At 39.2% G+C, this 14,114-nt stretch carries 18 protein-coding genes and 1 riboswitch; of the genes, 8 read left to right on the forward strand and 10 right to left on the reverse strand.

Features of this window, described 5'->3' with window-relative positions:
- Positions 1–2: 2 nt before the first annotated feature.
- Positions 3–1,352, reverse strand: a complete 1,350-nt coding sequence (locus V3Z67_RS15005) for a TolC family protein (RefSeq protein ID WP_330444085.1) — start codon at positions 1,350–1,352, stop codon at positions 3–5.
- Positions 1,342–1,965 (reverse strand): TetR/AcrR family transcriptional regulator, encoded by a 624-nt coding sequence (locus tag V3Z67_RS15010; RefSeq protein WP_330444086.1) that lies wholly within the window; start codon positions 1,963–1,965, stop codon positions 1,342–1,344. Before V3Z67_RS15010 ends, V3Z67_RS15005 begins: the two co-directional genes overlap by 11 nt.
- A 199-nt stretch (positions 1,966–2,164) precedes the next feature.
- Here V3Z67_RS15010 and V3Z67_RS15015 point away from each other — a divergent pair, with 199 nt between their 5' ends.
- The 6 genes from V3Z67_RS15015 (at position 2,165) to V3Z67_RS15040 (ending at position 6,276) form a co-directional block, all read left to right on the forward strand.
- Complete coding sequence (locus V3Z67_RS15015; RefSeq protein ID WP_330444087.1) at positions 2,165–3,163, forward strand: hypothetical protein; 999 nt, start codon at positions 2,165–2,167, stop codon at positions 3,161–3,163.
- A 96-nt stretch (positions 3,164–3,259) separates the two neighbouring features.
- Positions 3,260–3,817, forward strand: coding sequence for a putative glycolipid-binding domain-containing protein (locus tag V3Z67_RS15020; protein ID WP_330444088.1), 558 nt, complete (start codon positions 3,260–3,262; stop codon positions 3,815–3,817).
- A 56-nt stretch (positions 3,818–3,873) separates the two neighbouring features.
- On the forward strand, positions 3,874–4,563 hold the full coding sequence (locus V3Z67_RS15025; RefSeq protein WP_330444089.1) for an HAD family hydrolase: 690 nt from the start codon (positions 3,874–3,876) through the stop codon (positions 4,561–4,563).
- Between the two features lie 10 nt (positions 4,564–4,573).
- Positions 4,574–5,134 carry a YdeI/OmpD-associated family protein gene (locus V3Z67_RS15030; RefSeq protein WP_330444090.1) on the forward strand — a complete coding sequence of 187 codons (561 nt, stop codon included), beginning with the start codon at positions 4,574–4,576 and terminating at the stop codon, positions 5,132–5,134.
- An 89-nt stretch (positions 5,135–5,223) separates the two neighbouring features.
- On the forward strand, positions 5,224–5,838 hold the full coding sequence (locus V3Z67_RS15035) for an N-acetylmuramoyl-L-alanine amidase (RefSeq protein WP_330444091.1): 615 nt from the start codon (positions 5,224–5,226) through the stop codon (positions 5,836–5,838).
- Between the two features lie 6 nt (positions 5,839–5,844).
- Complete coding sequence (locus tag V3Z67_RS15040; protein ID WP_330444092.1) at positions 5,845–6,276, forward strand: DUF6526 family protein; 432 nt, start codon at positions 5,845–5,847, stop codon at positions 6,274–6,276.
- 109 nt (positions 6,277–6,385) lie between these two features.
- Here the strand turns inward: V3Z67_RS15040 and V3Z67_RS15045 are convergent, their stop codons facing one another.
- On the reverse strand, positions 6,386–6,622 hold the full coding sequence (locus tag V3Z67_RS15045) for a hypothetical protein (protein ID WP_330444093.1): 237 nt from the start codon (positions 6,620–6,622) through the stop codon (positions 6,386–6,388).
- A gap of 36 nt (positions 6,623–6,658) precedes the next feature.
- The gene (locus tag V3Z67_RS15050) at positions 6,659–6,805 is read right to left on the reverse strand and encodes a hypothetical protein (RefSeq protein ID WP_330444094.1); all 147 of its coding nucleotides are present in this window, start codon (positions 6,803–6,805) and stop codon (positions 6,659–6,661) included.
- Positions 6,806–7,107: 302 nt separating this feature from the next.
- Here V3Z67_RS15050 and V3Z67_RS15055 point away from each other — a divergent pair, with 302 nt between their 5' ends.
- Positions 7,108–7,644 (forward strand): YceI family protein, encoded by a 537-nt coding sequence (locus tag V3Z67_RS15055; RefSeq protein WP_330444095.1) that lies wholly within the window; start codon positions 7,108–7,110, stop codon positions 7,642–7,644.
- Between the two features lie 30 nt (positions 7,645–7,674).
- Here the strand turns inward: V3Z67_RS15055 and V3Z67_RS15060 are convergent, their stop codons facing one another.
- The 6 genes from V3Z67_RS15060 to V3Z67_RS15085 form a co-directional block, all read right to left on the reverse strand.
- Positions 7,675–8,070 (reverse strand): hypothetical protein, encoded by a 396-nt coding sequence (locus V3Z67_RS15060; protein WP_330444096.1) that lies wholly within the window; start codon positions 8,068–8,070, stop codon positions 7,675–7,677.
- 78 nt (positions 8,071–8,148) lie between these two features.
- Positions 8,149–8,658 carry a hypothetical protein gene (locus V3Z67_RS15065; protein WP_330444097.1) on the reverse strand — a complete coding sequence of 170 codons (510 nt, stop codon included), beginning with the start codon at positions 8,656–8,658 and terminating at the stop codon, positions 8,149–8,151.
- A gap of 1 nt (position 8,659) precedes the next feature.
- Positions 8,660–8,920: a hypothetical protein gene (locus V3Z67_RS15070; RefSeq protein ID WP_330444098.1), complete on the reverse strand. Its 261-nt coding sequence runs from the start codon at positions 8,918–8,920 to the stop codon at positions 8,660–8,662.
- A 100-nt stretch (positions 8,921–9,020) separates the two neighbouring features.
- Positions 9,021–9,800, reverse strand: a complete 780-nt coding sequence (locus V3Z67_RS15075) for an ABC transporter ATP-binding protein (protein WP_330444099.1) — start codon at positions 9,798–9,800, stop codon at positions 9,021–9,023.
- Between the two features lie 12 nt (positions 9,801–9,812).
- Entirely contained in the window at positions 9,813–10,844 is a 1,032-nt protein-coding gene (locus V3Z67_RS15080) for an iron ABC transporter permease (protein ID WP_330444100.1), read from the reverse strand.
- 5 nt (positions 10,845–10,849) lie between these two features.
- A complete protein-coding gene (locus V3Z67_RS15085; protein WP_330444101.1) occupies positions 10,850–11,989 on the reverse strand; it encodes an ABC transporter substrate-binding protein in 1,140 nt (379 codons plus the stop codon).
- Positions 11,990–12,037: 48 nt separating this feature from the next.
- A riboswitch (cobalamin riboswitch) is annotated at positions 12,038–12,240 on the forward strand.
- 32 nt (positions 12,241–12,272) lie between these two features.
- Between V3Z67_RS15085 and V3Z67_RS15090 the strand changes: the two genes are divergently transcribed.
- A complete protein-coding gene (locus V3Z67_RS15090) occupies positions 12,273–14,105 on the forward strand; it encodes a TonB-dependent receptor plug domain-containing protein (protein ID WP_330444102.1) in 1,833 nt (610 codons plus the stop codon).
- The last annotated feature ends 9 nt before the right edge of the window (positions 14,106–14,114 follow it).

Here is a 14,114-nt window from a genome sequence, read left to right on the forward strand (position 1 = left end):
TATTAATTATTTTGTTGAGTAATGTTGAATGAATTGATTAATTTTCCTGAAACGTTAAGCAGTTCGTAGTAACGTTGTGTTATATCTGCTCTTGAGAATGTTTCGTTAAGTTTTGCCTGTAGCTGTTGTACATCGGCCTCTAAAAGGTCGTTAGTATCACTAAGGCCGTTATCATATTTATCTTTTACAATACGGTAATTTTCGTCGGCTTGTGTAACAGCTTCGGTGTACACTCTGTTTTGCTTAATAGCAAGATTATAGTTTTCAAGAGATTCCTGTACCTGTACTTTAATCCTGTCGGTAAGTAACTCTACCTGTTGCTTGGTAGCTTCGGCACGGCTTGAAGCCGATTTTACGTGCTTGCTGTTCTTAAACAGGTTAGATAGGTCGTATGATACACCTACACCAAAGTTAATGGCATTGGTAACCTGGAAAACATTTTTAATATCTACCGCTGCATATCCTCCTAAAAGTGTAACGGTAGGGTAGTAGTCTGCCTGAGCTATTTTTATGTTAGCCTCGCTTGCCTTTTGTTCCCATCTAAGGGCTTCAAGATCATTTCGCTGGCTAATAGCCTCTTCGGCAGTAACTGCGGTAACCATCTCTTCAGAGTTTTCAAAGTAAGCCGGGTTAGGTTCTACCTGTGTTCCTTCAGGTAACTTTAGCATAGTTACAAGCTGGTAGTTAATAGTAGAAACCGTTTTTTTAGCATCCTCTAAAGACAGTTGAATGTTTGATGCCTGCAGCTGTGCTTTAAGAAGGTCGTTACGAGCAATAATACCGTTTTGCTCCATAGCTGTAAAGTCGGTAACACGCTGGTTAGCACTCTTAAGGTTTTCCTCTATAAGCTTAACCGACTCCTGTGCCTTATACAGGTTAGAATAAAGTACTATGGTTTGCATGGCAATTTGCTCTTTGGTATGGGCAGCATTAAAAGTCTCTGCATTGTAAGCATCTTTAGATGCCTCTACACTATTTTTAAGTTTAAAACCAGAGAACAAAGGCATACCCACGGTAGCCATACCCAGCATAAGCTGGTCTACTTTTGGAGAACCCGATGCTGTTTCGCCATCATTACTGTCGCCGGTAGGTAGTCTAAGTGTAACATTAGGATTAGTTAACCTTTGATATTGACCCGAAAGTTTTACTTCAGGGTAAATGTTGTTTTTTACGCTTTCCATTTCAAATTTTGAAGTGGAAACTTTTGTATCGGCAAGATTTGCCTCTGTACTTTGGGTAACCGCCATGCCTATGGCATCATCAAGGCTTAACTGTTTTTTCTCTTGTGCCTGCAGTGTTGCAAACCCCGATATAAACAGTGTGGCTCCCAATAGTAAATTCTTAGTTTTCATGAACTAAAAGGGCTTTAATTGTTTGTTTAATGTGACTCGTTAATTCGTTTTTTATATAGTTTTCGTAGGCTTCATCTGTTTTAATACCCAGTTCTGCCTCAAAAAAAGGTCTGTTCATCTGGAAATGCACAAGGGTGCCCATAATGGTAGGAGGGATAAGCTCAATGTTTATGTTTGTTTTAAACAGTCCTGATTCCTGTCCTTCCTGTATTATCTTTCTAAAAGCCGCCATATTTTGCTGCTTAACTTCGGCATACGATTTCATATCCATCAGCCTTTTCTTTGTAGAAAGCTCAAAGTGCAAAATCTGGTACATGCATTTGTTTTTGTTAATACGCGAAATGTAAAGGTCTATAAGGCGTTCTACTTTTTCTAACGGGGTAAGGTCTTCCTTGAAAATATTGTCTAACTGCATTTTCATGTCAGATGTACGGTGCAGAATAAGTGCTTCAAGCATTTTCTCTTTAGACCCAAAATAATAGGAAATCATAGCAATATTGACCTTTGCGGCTTTTGCTATGCTTCTTATTGATGTCCCGTCAAAACCTTCGCTGGCAAACAGTTTTTCTGCAGCCATGAGTATATCAAGTTGTTTTTCGTTGTATTCTGTCATTGTTTTCCAATTTCAAAATTCTGACACAAAGTTAAACACTTGTTTAAATTAAACGTTTGTTTAATTATTAAATTAACATGTCGTTAACAGAAAACGTTTTAGTATGTAAGGGTGTTAAAATTCATACTAACAGCTAAAAATATAGCGTTACTATTATGTAGCTGATAACCAAATGTTAAATTTATTTTCTCTCTGGCCTATGAAGATTTTAAAAGCCTTACTACTTATCGTAGCCTTATGTAATGCCGCCGGAGTACACGCACAAAAGGTATTTGCATCGGCAAAATATACTCAAATGTGCAGTTATTATGGCGAAAAGGTTACGGGCGATATACATGCCTTTAAACCCGATGCAAAAGCCGAAACGGTTATAAAAAACATCATGTCGGTAATTGGGTTAAAAGCCAATTTTGAACTGCGTGCTGCTAACGTACCTAATGCAGCTGCGGTAGTACTAAAAGGTAAAAGATACATTTTATACAATCCTAAATTCATGTCGAGCATCAATACCGTAAGCGGTAGTGACTGGGCAGCTGTGAGTATACTTGCACACGAAATAGGGCACCACCTTAACGGGCATACCCTTGATAAGGTAGGCAGCAGGCCCCAAACCGAACTGGATGCCGATGAGTTTTCGGGCTTTGTACTTAACAAACTGGGAGCAAGCCTTACCGATGCGCAGGCAGTTATGGAAACCATAGCCAGCATAAAGGGTTCGCATACGCATCCGCCAAAAAGAGACAGGTTGGTTGCCATAGCAACAGGCTGGACAAGGGCAAACGGAAACTCTCAGGCTAATACGGCAGCAGTTGCACAGGTGAAAACAACCAGCCGAAAGCAAAAACCGGAAACCAAACCTATAGTAAAAGCACCTACTAAGTCTAAGCAGGTAGAAATAAAAACGCAGCCAACAAGAGCCGAGAAGATTCAGCAAAGTGCTAAATACAATAATAATATAGCCAGTGATGCCTACTTTAGTTCAGATCCCAAAGGAGAGTACTACCTAACCAAAAAAGGAAACCTTGTACAGGTGGATAAGGATAAGGTGTATATGATAGCAAAACTGGTGCGTTCTAACAAAGCGGGCTATAAAATGATGCTTACTGATAATGCCGATACTAACCTGTATATAGGTCATGGAGGAGTGCTAATGAATGATTCGGGGAATAAAGTTGGAATTCTAAGGGCAAGGAGGTAATTCTGTGACTTTTCTCATTGATTATCTGGTTGAAAAATAGTAAATTAGATGCGGTTTTGATACACATGTCAAAACCGCTTTTTAATTTTTACGGTTATGCAGTTGAGTATTTTATGGAAGGGGTTGATGTATGACACAGATGAATACTGTGCCGTAAATTATCATGATGCGAGTATCATGGTACATTCTGAAATTGAAGGCTGGGCGAAAAACAAGCCCATATATGTTGAATACTGGTTACAGCTTAACAGGGACTGGCAGGTACAGTCTTTTGAAATAAGTGCCAGTATTGCCGATAACAACTATAAACATGCGCTTTCTCTGGATAAAAATGGACACTGGAAGTGTAAAAAGAATTTGCCTCATTTTAATTTTGAGGGCTGTAATTATGTAGATATTTCTATTTCGCCGTTTACCAATACACTTCCCGTAAACGGACTGCAACTTGCCGAGGGCGAAACTACCGAACTAAGTGTTATTTATATTGATGTACTGCAAAATGAAGTACGCCGTGAGCGGCAAAAGTATACCCGTTTAGGCAGCAGGCTGTATAGGTTTGATAACCTAAAAGACTTTGAGGCAGAGATTATTGTTGATGATAATGGACTGGTAGTGGAGTACCCCGGTATGTTTGAACTTATAAGGGTGAGATAAGTGTGGTGTGATGAGGTTAAAATCTGTAAATTTGTAGAAAACCCTTATCATACGCCATGAAATCCATAAAAGTAATCGCTTTTGACGCCGACGACACTCTGCTTATTAATGAACCCTATTTTGAGGAAACCGAAAAGAAATTTTGTGGTTTGATGGAAAACTACCTGTCCCATCAAAGCCTTTCGGCAGCCGTTTTTAAACATCAGGTAGATAATCTTCCGCTTTACGGTTACGGTATAAAAAGTTATATACTGAGCATGATACAAACCGCTATTGAAGTATCAGACGGGACGGTTAGTGTAAAGCACATTCAAAAAATTATAGACCTTGGGAAAGAACTCCTGCAAAAACCTATTGTGTTACTGGATGGGGTAGAAGAGACTCTTAAAGCCTTACAGGGCAAGTACAGGCTGGTTGTGGCCACAAAAGGTGACCTTAAAGATCAACAGCGTAAACTACACGATTCCGGACTGGGGCATTATTTTCACCACATAGAAGTAATGGCTGATAAAAAGGAACTCAATTATAACAAACTGCTTTCAAGGCTTGATATAGAACCACATGAGTTTTTCATGATTGGTAACTCATTAAAGTCAGATGTGCTACCTGTGCTTAACATAGGCGGATATGCCTGTCATGTTCCGTTTAAAACTACGTGGGCACACGAAATGATAGACCACGAAATTGAGCATGATAATTTCTACGAAATTAAAAAGCTTAACGAAATCATACCTATACTTTCCTAATAACAAAGCTATGGAATTACACTTTTTTGAAACACCTGCCCACTTTAGGGAATGGCTTGAAAAACACCATGAGGTAAAAACTGAACTACTTTTGGGCTATTATAAAAAGGGTACAGGAAAACCAAGTATTACCTGGCCGGAATCGGTAGATGAGGCTTTATGTTTTGGCTGGATAGACGGTATAAGACGTACAGTAAGTGAAGAAGCTTATTCCATAAGGTTTACGCCACGCCGTCCCAACAGCGTTTGGAGTGCTGTAAACGTTAAGAAGATGGAAGAACAACTACAGTTAGGGAGGGTTTTCCCTATGGGGATTGCAGCCTATGAAAAGCTTAATGAGGACAGATCCAAAATATACTCACATGAACGGAAAGCTCCTGCCGAGTTTACTGCAGAGCAGGTGAGTATTTTTGAAAAGAACGAAAAGGCATGGACGTTTTTTAACGATCAGCCACCTTATTATAAAAACCTTATGAGGCATTGGGTTACATCTGCCAAGCAGGAAAAAACCAAAATATCAAGACTTGAAAAGCTTATGGATGCTAGCGAAAATGGTATAAGGCTCCGTTAAAAGTATTGTATTTCCTACAGTTGTACACAATTTTTTCGTTATTTTTGATGTTGTACTGTATATATAGTAACCATAAAAACCAACTACTTATGAAAAAACACCTTGTCAGAAACCTTGCTGCAATGGCAGTAATTGTTTGTTTTGCTTTTGCATTACCGGAAACTGAAACCCAAAAAATCAATGTTGTTATAGATGCCGGTCACGGTGGTAAAGATTTTGGAGCTAAGCATGATGACTTTTTAGAAAAAGATATTGTAGCATCTATCGCCCAAAAAGTAAAGGAGCTTAACGATGATAAAGAAGTGGTAATTCACTTTACCAGAAATAATGATGAGTTCCAACAACTGACAGACAGGGTTGAAACTATCAATAATATTAAGCCTGATTTGGTTTTATCCCTGCACATTAATATGACCGATAAATCGGATAAATCAGGAATGGAATTTTTTGTTGGTCAGGATGTTGCCCAAAATCAGAAATCAAAGGAATATGCTGCAAAACTATCAGAAGTAATGAGCGACAGATTTGAAGTGACTCCTGTAAAAGAAGCAAGATTTTATATACTTAAAAATACAGAAGCACCGGGTATACTGTTTGAAATGGGATTCCTTTCAAATGAAAACGACAGGCAATATCTTACATCACAGGATGGACAGAAGGAAATCGCTTCACGCATTGTAAACTTCCTTAAAGGAATAGAATAAAATAAAATGGAACAGAATTATAAAAACCATGTAAGGTATTATGTCCCGCATCACTTTGTATTTTACCCTGTAATGTTATTAGTGATGGGATTTTGTGTGGGGCGTTCATTTGATAATGAGAACTGGCTTATATGGGTATTCCTGTTTCTGGCTTTCTTTTCGGTTACCCTATTGTCGTTTATGCTAAGGCAGCACTATGCCTTAACCTTACAGGACAGGATTGTACTACAGGAACTGCGTTACCGCTATTTTGCTACTACAGGGCAGCGCCTTGAACCTTATGAAGATAAGCTAAGCAAAGGGCAGTTGTTTGCCCTGCGTTTTGCCCCCGATGAGGAAATGCCGGCACTGCTGGAAAAAGCAATAGCCGATAACCTCGATTCTAAAGCAATTAAAAAATCAATAAAAAACTGGAAAGCCGATAATCAACGCGTATAATAAAAGAAGCCTGCTAAACAGCAGGCTTCTTTAGAAATAGATAGTTTAGAACCACACAAAAAAACTCTCTTATCCTATATCCTATGTTGCAGCCCTTAAGGGCTTTGTATTATTGTTTATTATCAGGGTTGGGCTTTTGCTGTTCCTTCCAGGTCTGTTCGGCTTCGTTATACGTTCTGGAACGTACATCCCTTCCCTGGCTTATATTATGGGCAATAAAAGCCCCACTGTTCATTTGGTCCTTATAATAACTCCTGTCAGCATTACGCCCACCGGCTCTTATAGGTTCGCTTGGCCTGTTTCCCATTTGCCCTGTATATATGTTGTTGCTTTTTTCGGTACTCATAACACTTACATTTAAATATTAATACTGGTTTTAATTTTAATTGTCAGGTTGATTTTCTTTTTTTGAAGCACCTTTTTCGGCATTTTTAAAATTCTTTTTCAACTCAGGAGTTTTCTTCTCGCTCAAATCCTTACCGCTTGATACCTTAGGTGCCGGGGTTTGGTTTTTATCTTTATTACTCATAATATTATTCCTTTAGGTTGATGTATACAAAGTTCAGTTATAACTCGCTGATATTGAAGTTAATTAACACTCATTTTTATACAAAATGTTATAAAAAGCTTTAACAAAACGCTTAACTCCCAATAATAGCAGCCAGTTAACACTTTATCTATTAGCATATATAAAGGAAAGTTTAACAAACAATTCACGCAATGAGTTGTAAAACAGGTTGTAATAGTGAGTAAATTAGTAGTGTATTATAAGGTATTACTTATAAAAAAACATTTATCACTATTAACCAATTTTTTAAAGCACACATAATTATGAAAACAGCAAAATGGACGCTCGATTTAGCTCACTCAGATATACAGTTTAAAATAAGGCATTTGCTTATTGCTAATGTTACAGGGTATTTCAGGTTATTTTCGGGGACTATGCATGCCGGAAAGGATGATTTTACCGATGCCGACTTTAAACTGACTATTGATGTGTACAGCGTGGATACCAATAATGAGCAAAGGGACGAGCATTTGAAGTCGGCCGACTTCTTTAATGCCGATTCTTACCCTGAAATGCAGTTCGTCTCAAAAGCATTTAACCATATAGATGGCGATAAGTATGATTTAAAAGGGGATCTTACCGTTAAGGATGTCACTAAGGAAGTTATATTCAAAGTTTTGTTTGGCGGAGAAGCCAGAGACGGATTTGGCAATATGAGAGCCGGTTTTGATATAAGCGGAGAGATTAACCGAAATGATTTTAACATCCATGCCAATGATACTACAGAGGCAGGCGGACTGGTACTGGGAGAGGAAATTCACCTGCATGCCAATATACAGTTTATTAAGGAAGAAGATTAAATAAAAAAAGGCAGGTATAACCTGCCTTTTTTATTCGTCTGTATTTCCTCGATCTCTTTTGTTTTCTGGATGTGACGGCGGATAACGGTTCTTTTTAATATCCGAATTGAAATCCCTGTTCTCGGCAGTTTCTTTATCTTCTGCTTCGTTTTTAGTACCACGGTTTTTGTCTACCACTTCGCCTTTATCATTTACGGTTTTATCGCTTTGGCTAACCGGTACAGCTTTTCCTTCATTTACATCGCGGGCACGTTTTTGTAATTCCTTATTGCCTTCTTCATCTTTTTCGGTTTCAGGATTTAAAAAGCGACTGCCTGGATTGTAATTATTGGGCAGGTTTTCTCCGCTAAAGCCTTCGTTTTTTTGATGGTCGTTTATTTTTTTCGAACCTAAATCCTTAGGGTCGTTTGGTTTTTCCTGTGACATAGCTTTTTGTTTTTTAGGTTGTTATTATAATATTACTACTAATGAACCATAAAACAAAAAGGTTTAACAAAGCCTTAGCTACTGGTACTTTATAATAAAATTATAGTGCGAGTTCACTATGTCATTTACTGTTTTTTGCAGGGATTCGTCCAGCATGTTATAACCGTCCTTCAGCTTGCCCGATGAGGCAAAATAATCAGGAAGTTTGTATTCAACCAGTACGTCTCCGTCGGTATAAATATCACCTACTTTAAAGTCAAGAGTGTAGCTATTAACATGAAAAGTAATGGTCATGGTATAATGTATTTTGTAAAAGAAAGCTTCGCCACGGTTACGGTAATAAAAGGCGTTTTTCTTATAAGCACTAATGGTTATAGTATTTGCAGTTACATTAGTAACATCCACCGGGCTTTTAAGTCGGTTATATTCATAAGCCCATGTATCGGTCCCTTTTATGAATAATTCAACAGGTATGGATGGGATGCTTACCTCTACAGGATCAAAACCATTAGAGTGTAGTTCCATTAAAGGAGGTTGTGCCTTTATAGTTGTACATATAAATAGTATAAGTAAGGTAATTTTACGCATATTATTTGTCGTTTAAGGCTTTTTCAAACTCTTCCTGTATCCTGCTGTTGGATATCAGCATTGGTTTTTTATCAATGGTTATGGTAATATTATCTCCATCTATACTATAGGAACCCGAGAATTTTCCCAAAGGGGTACTGCCTTCAAAATTTCCGTGCTGGTCGTCTCCGGCAAGATTACCCTTGTCGCCTATAGAACTTTTTATCTTGTTAAGCAGACTTGTTTTATCGCCCGGATAACTTATTGTAAACTGATTAGCCATGATTATTTAGGTATTGGTTTACTGTAAAGTTACACAATAATAAGGGAGAGCTGTGTTTACCTTTTGTTAAATGCGTAAGAAAAAGCCGAACTCAAAGTGCTTATTCCTTAACGGTAAAACCGCCTTTTTCAGCATCAAAAGTTATACTGTCATCATTAAATAGCCTGTCAAAAACCTTGTTGCTAATTAAATTAGCAGGGGAGTCCTGTATTACTTCCTGTTGTGTCATTACAACAATTTCACTGCTTAATTGCAGGGCAAGGTCGAGATCGTGAGTAGAGTAGAGTATGCACTTATCGGTTTCCTGCGTGAGCTTTTTCAGGAGTCTTAACAGGCTAACCTTATGCAGTAGGTCCAAGTGAGTGGTAGGTTCGTCCAGTACAATAAAAGGCGTGTCCTGTGCCAGGGCACGGGCAATGAGTACCCTTTGTAACTGCCCGTCACTTATTTCATAGTATTTTTTGTTGGCAAGATGCTCCAGTTGGGTAAGTTGAAGCGCCCTGTTTACCTGTAGTTTATCTTCTTCGGTAAGTGAGCCCAGCCAGTTGGTGTAAGGCTGCCTTCCTAATGCAATCAGTTCGTAAACCGTAAGATTACTTGGCGGAAGCTTCTCGGTAAGTACCACGCTTAGGTTTTGCGCCAGTTCCTTAGGGTTGTGCTGAGTGAGGTTAATTCCGTTAAGCTCAATAATCCCGCTAATAGGCGGCTGAATTCCGGTTAAGGTACGCAACAGGGTAGATTTACCTATACCATTGGCACCTATTAATGCGATAAGCGTACCTTTTTTAAGGTTGAGGTTAATATGCTGTGCAATAATAGATTCCTGTTTTTTTTCAGGATAACCAATACTAAGATTATTTGCAGCTAATACTGTTTTCATCACTTTTTCATTTTAACTGAATACCCCTTTCTTTTTCCTGAACAACAGCCATATCACTATAGGTGCACCAATTATAGATGTAATTCCGTTTATAGGCAATACGAAACTGCTTCCCGGCCATTGGGTTACCGTATCGCAAATTAGCATTATGGCAGCACCTGCAAGCAGGGTTGCCCAAAACAATACTAAATGGCTACTGGTTTTAAACAGTAGTTTTACAATATGTGGTACGGCAATCCCTATAAACGATATAGGTCCCGTAAATGCAGTAATACAACCTGTAATAATACTGGTTGCGAGTATAATTATAAAGCGTGTTTGGCTAAAGTTGATACCAAGGCTTTTGGCATAACGTTCGCCAAGCAGCATGGCATTAAGCGGTTTGATGCAGGTAACGGCAATGGCAAGTCCCAGTAGGCTGGCTCCGCATAGTATGGTTATGTTTTCCCACGAAAGATTACCTAAGCTTCCCAGTGCCCAAAACGTATATTTTTGAAGCTGTTCGGCATTACTAAAGTAAGACAGTACACCTACAATGGCCCCTGCAAAACTCCCGAACATTAAGCCTACAATCAGTATTGCCATTGTATCTTTTAGCCTTTGTGCTACTATCAATACAGCCAGTAATACCAGTAAACTACCAAGGGTAGAGGCAAGTACGAGTCCGTATGACGATGAGAAAAAACGACCTACGGCAGGTACAATCCCGGCACCTAAAATAACAATGGCTACCATAAGGCTGGCTCCCGAACTCAAGCCTAAAACACTAGGCCCTGCCAATGGATTGCGGAAGAGCGTTTGCATAAGTAATCCGCTTATTGACAGCCCCATGCCCACAATAATTGCAGTTAGGGCTTTAGGGAGCCTGTAGTTGATTATGATGTATTCCCATGCCGATTTTGAAGCACCTTTGCCAATAAGGCTATTGAATACTTCCTTAAGCGGAATACTTACCGAACCCAAACTGATATTAACCAGAAACAGTGCCACAAGGCTAATGCCCAGCAGTATAAAAATCAGTGTATATCGTTTGGTGTACAGCACGGTGATTAGTTTAGTTTTTCGAAAAAGTAAAGTTTGTAATCCGGTAACAGTTCCGGGTGAAATATCTTGATAAGGTCTTTTAAAACAAGATCGGGTCTTGTTGCCGAAAGCTCATAATAAATGTATCCGCCCGTAGGACCTCTTTTAGTACCAAAGGAATATACTTTCTTGTTTTTAAACGACTGGAACTGTCCGTAATGCGGATTGGTATCTGTCATTTCGTTAAGAGAGGTATAGCTGTTTGGTCCAATCCAATATTCGGCATTTTCGGCTTTATCCAGTACGGTTTCAAATGATAGGCTAAGGCTTCCTGTCCCATCTGTATCCTTCCAAAGATAGTCGGCATTAGCATCTTTTAAAAACTGTGCTACCCAGCTTCCTCCCTGTGGCAGGTTCCATTGATCCTGAAACATTGCACCTGCCATAACTGTAGGTTTTTCGGTAGTGTTTTGGGCTATTTTTTTAGCTTCATTATAATCTTTTACTATCTGTTTAAAAATAATATCGGCTTCTTTTTCCCTGCTGTAAAGTGCCCCGAAAAACTTAATCCATTCGGCTCTTCCCAGCGGGCTTTGCTCTGTCCAGTCACCATTGTATAAAACGGTTAGCCCACTGTTTTGCAGGGTGTTCATGGATTTGTTGTTGCTGCTTATACTAAAGCCCACAACAGCATCGGGGGAGAGGTCAATCATAATCTCTGTATTCAGCCTTTCATTCTGACCTACGTCTTTAACCAGTCCAGTATCAATACGTTTTCTGGTCTTTTCACTTGAAATAAAATCAGTACCGGGGTAGCCTACCAAAGTGTTTTCCACACCAAGCATTTCCAGTGCCGGTATATGTGTTGTTGAGGTTACCACAATTGACTGTAAAGGTACCTGTAACGTAGTATATTTTTTAAGACTATCGGGCACAACAGCATCTTTTTGCTGCATCACATAAGTGAAGGTTTCCGTAGCATCAGGCCACGGGTTAGTCACTTTTACTACAGTATAACCGTGATGTTTATATAGTTCCAGCCCTTTGGCGTAAACTATTGAATTTTCTACAGTTTCGGTAGTTTCTTCGTGTGCTTTTTCCTGTTTTTTACAGCCTGTTACTGTCAGTAATAAAAAAAGAAGAATAGGGTAGTGTAAGATTTTCATAACAAATATTAAGCTGCTGCAAATGTATAAATTTCAATATTAATCCTATATTTGCACCCAACTTTAGGTTATAGTGTGCCGGCCGCACACTGTATTAAAAGGGAATCAGGTGCAATACCTGAGCTGTTCCCGCAACTGTAAGCTATATCCCTTTCGGGAGGCTGTTGTTAACTGCGAGCCACTGCCTGTATAGGCGGGAAGGTAAACAACAGTACGCAAGCCAGGAGACCTGCCTTTAGTGTTAACAATTATCGAACCTTCGGGAAAAAAGGTTCTGGAAATTATGACATTTAACAGACTCATTTTTGTATTAACTCTTGTATTGTGCCACCAGTTATGGGCGCAACAGGATACTATTGTCCCTTTGAAAGAGCTGATAATATCAGACACGCAACTACGCGATTTCTCCAATACACAGCAGGTACTGGTGTTAAATGATTCGGTTATTGGGATCAATCAGGCATCGCTTACCTCATTTTTAAATTACAATACCACCATTTACTTTAAGGAAAACGGACTGGGTATGGTGTCGTCTCCGTCATTCAGGGGAACAACCGCTCAGCAAACCGCTGTGATATGGAACGGTATAAATATAAACTCTCAGTTAAACGGGCAAACCGACTTTAACGTAATAAATACCCGCGACTTTAATGCCATAGATGTAAGGGCAGGGGGCGGAAGCGTTATTTATGGTAGTAGCGCCATAGGGGGGAGTATTCACCTGAACAATGAACTTGAGTATAAAGAAAAATTCACTAACGAGCTTAGGGCAAACTACGGCAGCTTTAATACACTGGGGCTGCATTATGCAGGGACTATAGCTAGTGATAGGTTTAGTACATCGCTTAGCTTTACCCGAAACAGCTCTGACAACGACTATGATTACGTAGGTAAGGATGGACATAATCTTAACGGGCAGTATTATAACAACAGTGCTTCGGCTACTGTGGGTTATAAAATCAATCAAAAAAATGTCCTTATCTATTATAGCTACTTGTTTGAGGGGGAGAGGCATTTTTCACTCATATTTCCATCGGAAACAAGAACGAAGTATGATAATTTTGACACCAGGAACATGCTGGAGTGGACAGGCTATTATGGCAGGTTTACCTCAAAACTAAAGGCAGCTTACCTGAGTGAGAAGTACAAATACTTTGATAATATTTATAGAGACAGTTATACCTACGGAAAATCAGAATCCATAATAGGGAAGTACGACCTGCTCTTCCAGATTAACAGTAAGATGAAACTGAACTCGGTATTGAATTTTACCCAAACCAAAGGATATGGTTCCAGTCTTGAAGGTGCCGAAAGGCATATAGGTTCGGCAAGTGTACTGTTTAGTCATTCGGTTACTGGTAAATTAATGTATGAGACGGGTATAAGAAAAGAGGCTACAAATAATTATGAGAGTCCGTTTTTGTATTCGGCAGGAGCAAAATACCGTTTTTCCGATTTTTATATGCTAAGGGTAAACGGATCTAAAAACTTCAGGATACCTACCTTTCAGGATTTATACTGGCAGGGTAGCGGTAATACCGATTTGAAACCCGAAAGTTCAATACAGGGAGAAATAGGTAACGAGTTTACCATTAAAAATGCTAGCCTAAGCGTAACTGGCTATTATATAAAACTTAAGGATATGCTGCGCTGGCTGCCTACAGGTAGTGTGTGGCGACCACAAAATACCGATAGGGTTAAAACCTACGGTATAGAAACGGTATTTAAATACAACAGGGAGTTTAATGCACACAAACTGGGGCTTACCGCAGTGTATGGTTATACCCGTAGTGAGAACGAAGATACAGGCAATCAGCTTATTTATGTGCCTTACCACAAGGCATCGGGGGCATTGTCTTACGGGTATAAAAAACTTACTGCCTACTATCAGTTTTTATATACCGGAGAGGTGTTTACAAGATCGGACAACAACTCGAGGTACAATATAGATGCCTATACTACAGGTAACTTTGGTGCCGAATATACTTTTGGAAAAACGACTACTTATAAACTGGGAGCACAGGTGCTTAATATTTGGAATGCTGATTATGTTAGTGTAGACAGCAGGCAAATGCCAGGCAGAAACTTTAATTTTTATTTCACTTTAAAACTCTAACTTAAACTT

Source organism: Flavobacterium sp. C4GT6, from assembly GCF_036347315.1.
GTDB lineage: Bacteria > Bacteroidota > Bacteroidia > Flavobacteriales > Flavobacteriaceae > Flavobacterium.

What these genes read in the sequence shown, in the direction of transcription:
- V3Z67_RS15005 (WP_330444085.1), bottom strand. Translation starts at nt 1,352, where the DNA reads ATGAAAACTAAGAATTTACTATTGGGAGCCACACTGTTTATATCGGGG.
- V3Z67_RS15010 (WP_330444086.1), bottom strand. Translation starts at nt 1,965, where the DNA reads ATGACAGAATACAACGAAAAACAACTTGATATACTCATGGCTGCAGAA.
- V3Z67_RS15015 (WP_330444087.1), top strand. Translation starts at nt 2,165, where the DNA reads ATGAAGATTTTAAAAGCCTTACTACTTATCGTAGCCTTATGTAATGCC.
- V3Z67_RS15020 (WP_330444088.1), top strand. Translation starts at nt 3,260, where the DNA reads ATGCAGTTGAGTATTTTATGGAAGGGGTTGATGTATGACACAGATGAA.
- V3Z67_RS15025 (WP_330444089.1), top strand. Translation starts at nt 3,874, where the DNA reads ATGAAATCCATAAAAGTAATCGCTTTTGACGCCGACGACACTCTGCTT.
- V3Z67_RS15030 (WP_330444090.1), top strand. Translation starts at nt 4,574, where the DNA reads ATGGAATTACACTTTTTTGAAACACCTGCCCACTTTAGGGAATGGCTT.
- V3Z67_RS15035 (WP_330444091.1), top strand. Translation starts at nt 5,224, where the DNA reads ATGAAAAAACACCTTGTCAGAAACCTTGCTGCAATGGCAGTAATTGTT.
- V3Z67_RS15040 (WP_330444092.1), top strand. Translation starts at nt 5,845, where the DNA reads ATGGAACAGAATTATAAAAACCATGTAAGGTATTATGTCCCGCATCAC.
- V3Z67_RS15045 (WP_330444093.1), bottom strand. Translation starts at nt 6,622, where the DNA reads ATGAGTACCGAAAAAAGCAACAACATATATACAGGGCAAATGGGAAAC.
- V3Z67_RS15050 (WP_330444094.1), bottom strand. Translation starts at nt 6,805, where the DNA reads ATGAGTAATAAAGATAAAAACCAAACCCCGGCACCTAAGGTATCAAGC.
- V3Z67_RS15055 (WP_330444095.1), top strand. Translation starts at nt 7,108, where the DNA reads ATGAAAACAGCAAAATGGACGCTCGATTTAGCTCACTCAGATATACAG.
- V3Z67_RS15060 (WP_330444096.1), bottom strand. Translation starts at nt 8,070, where the DNA reads ATGTCACAGGAAAAACCAAACGACCCTAAGGATTTAGGTTCGAAAAAA.
- V3Z67_RS15065 (WP_330444097.1), bottom strand. Translation starts at nt 8,658, where the DNA reads ATGCGTAAAATTACCTTACTTATACTATTTATATGTACAACTATAAAG.
- V3Z67_RS15070 (WP_330444098.1), bottom strand. Translation starts at nt 8,920, where the DNA reads ATGGCTAATCAGTTTACAATAAGTTATCCGGGCGATAAAACAAGTCTG.
- V3Z67_RS15075 (WP_330444099.1), bottom strand. Translation starts at nt 9,800, where the DNA reads ATGAAAACAGTATTAGCTGCAAATAATCTTAGTATTGGTTATCCTGAA.
- V3Z67_RS15085 (WP_330444101.1), bottom strand. Translation starts at nt 11,989, where the DNA reads ATGAAAATCTTACACTACCCTATTCTTCTTTTTTTATTACTGACAGTA.
- V3Z67_RS15090 (WP_330444102.1), top strand. Translation starts at nt 12,273, where the DNA reads ATGACATTTAACAGACTCATTTTTGTATTAACTCTTGTATTGTGCCAC.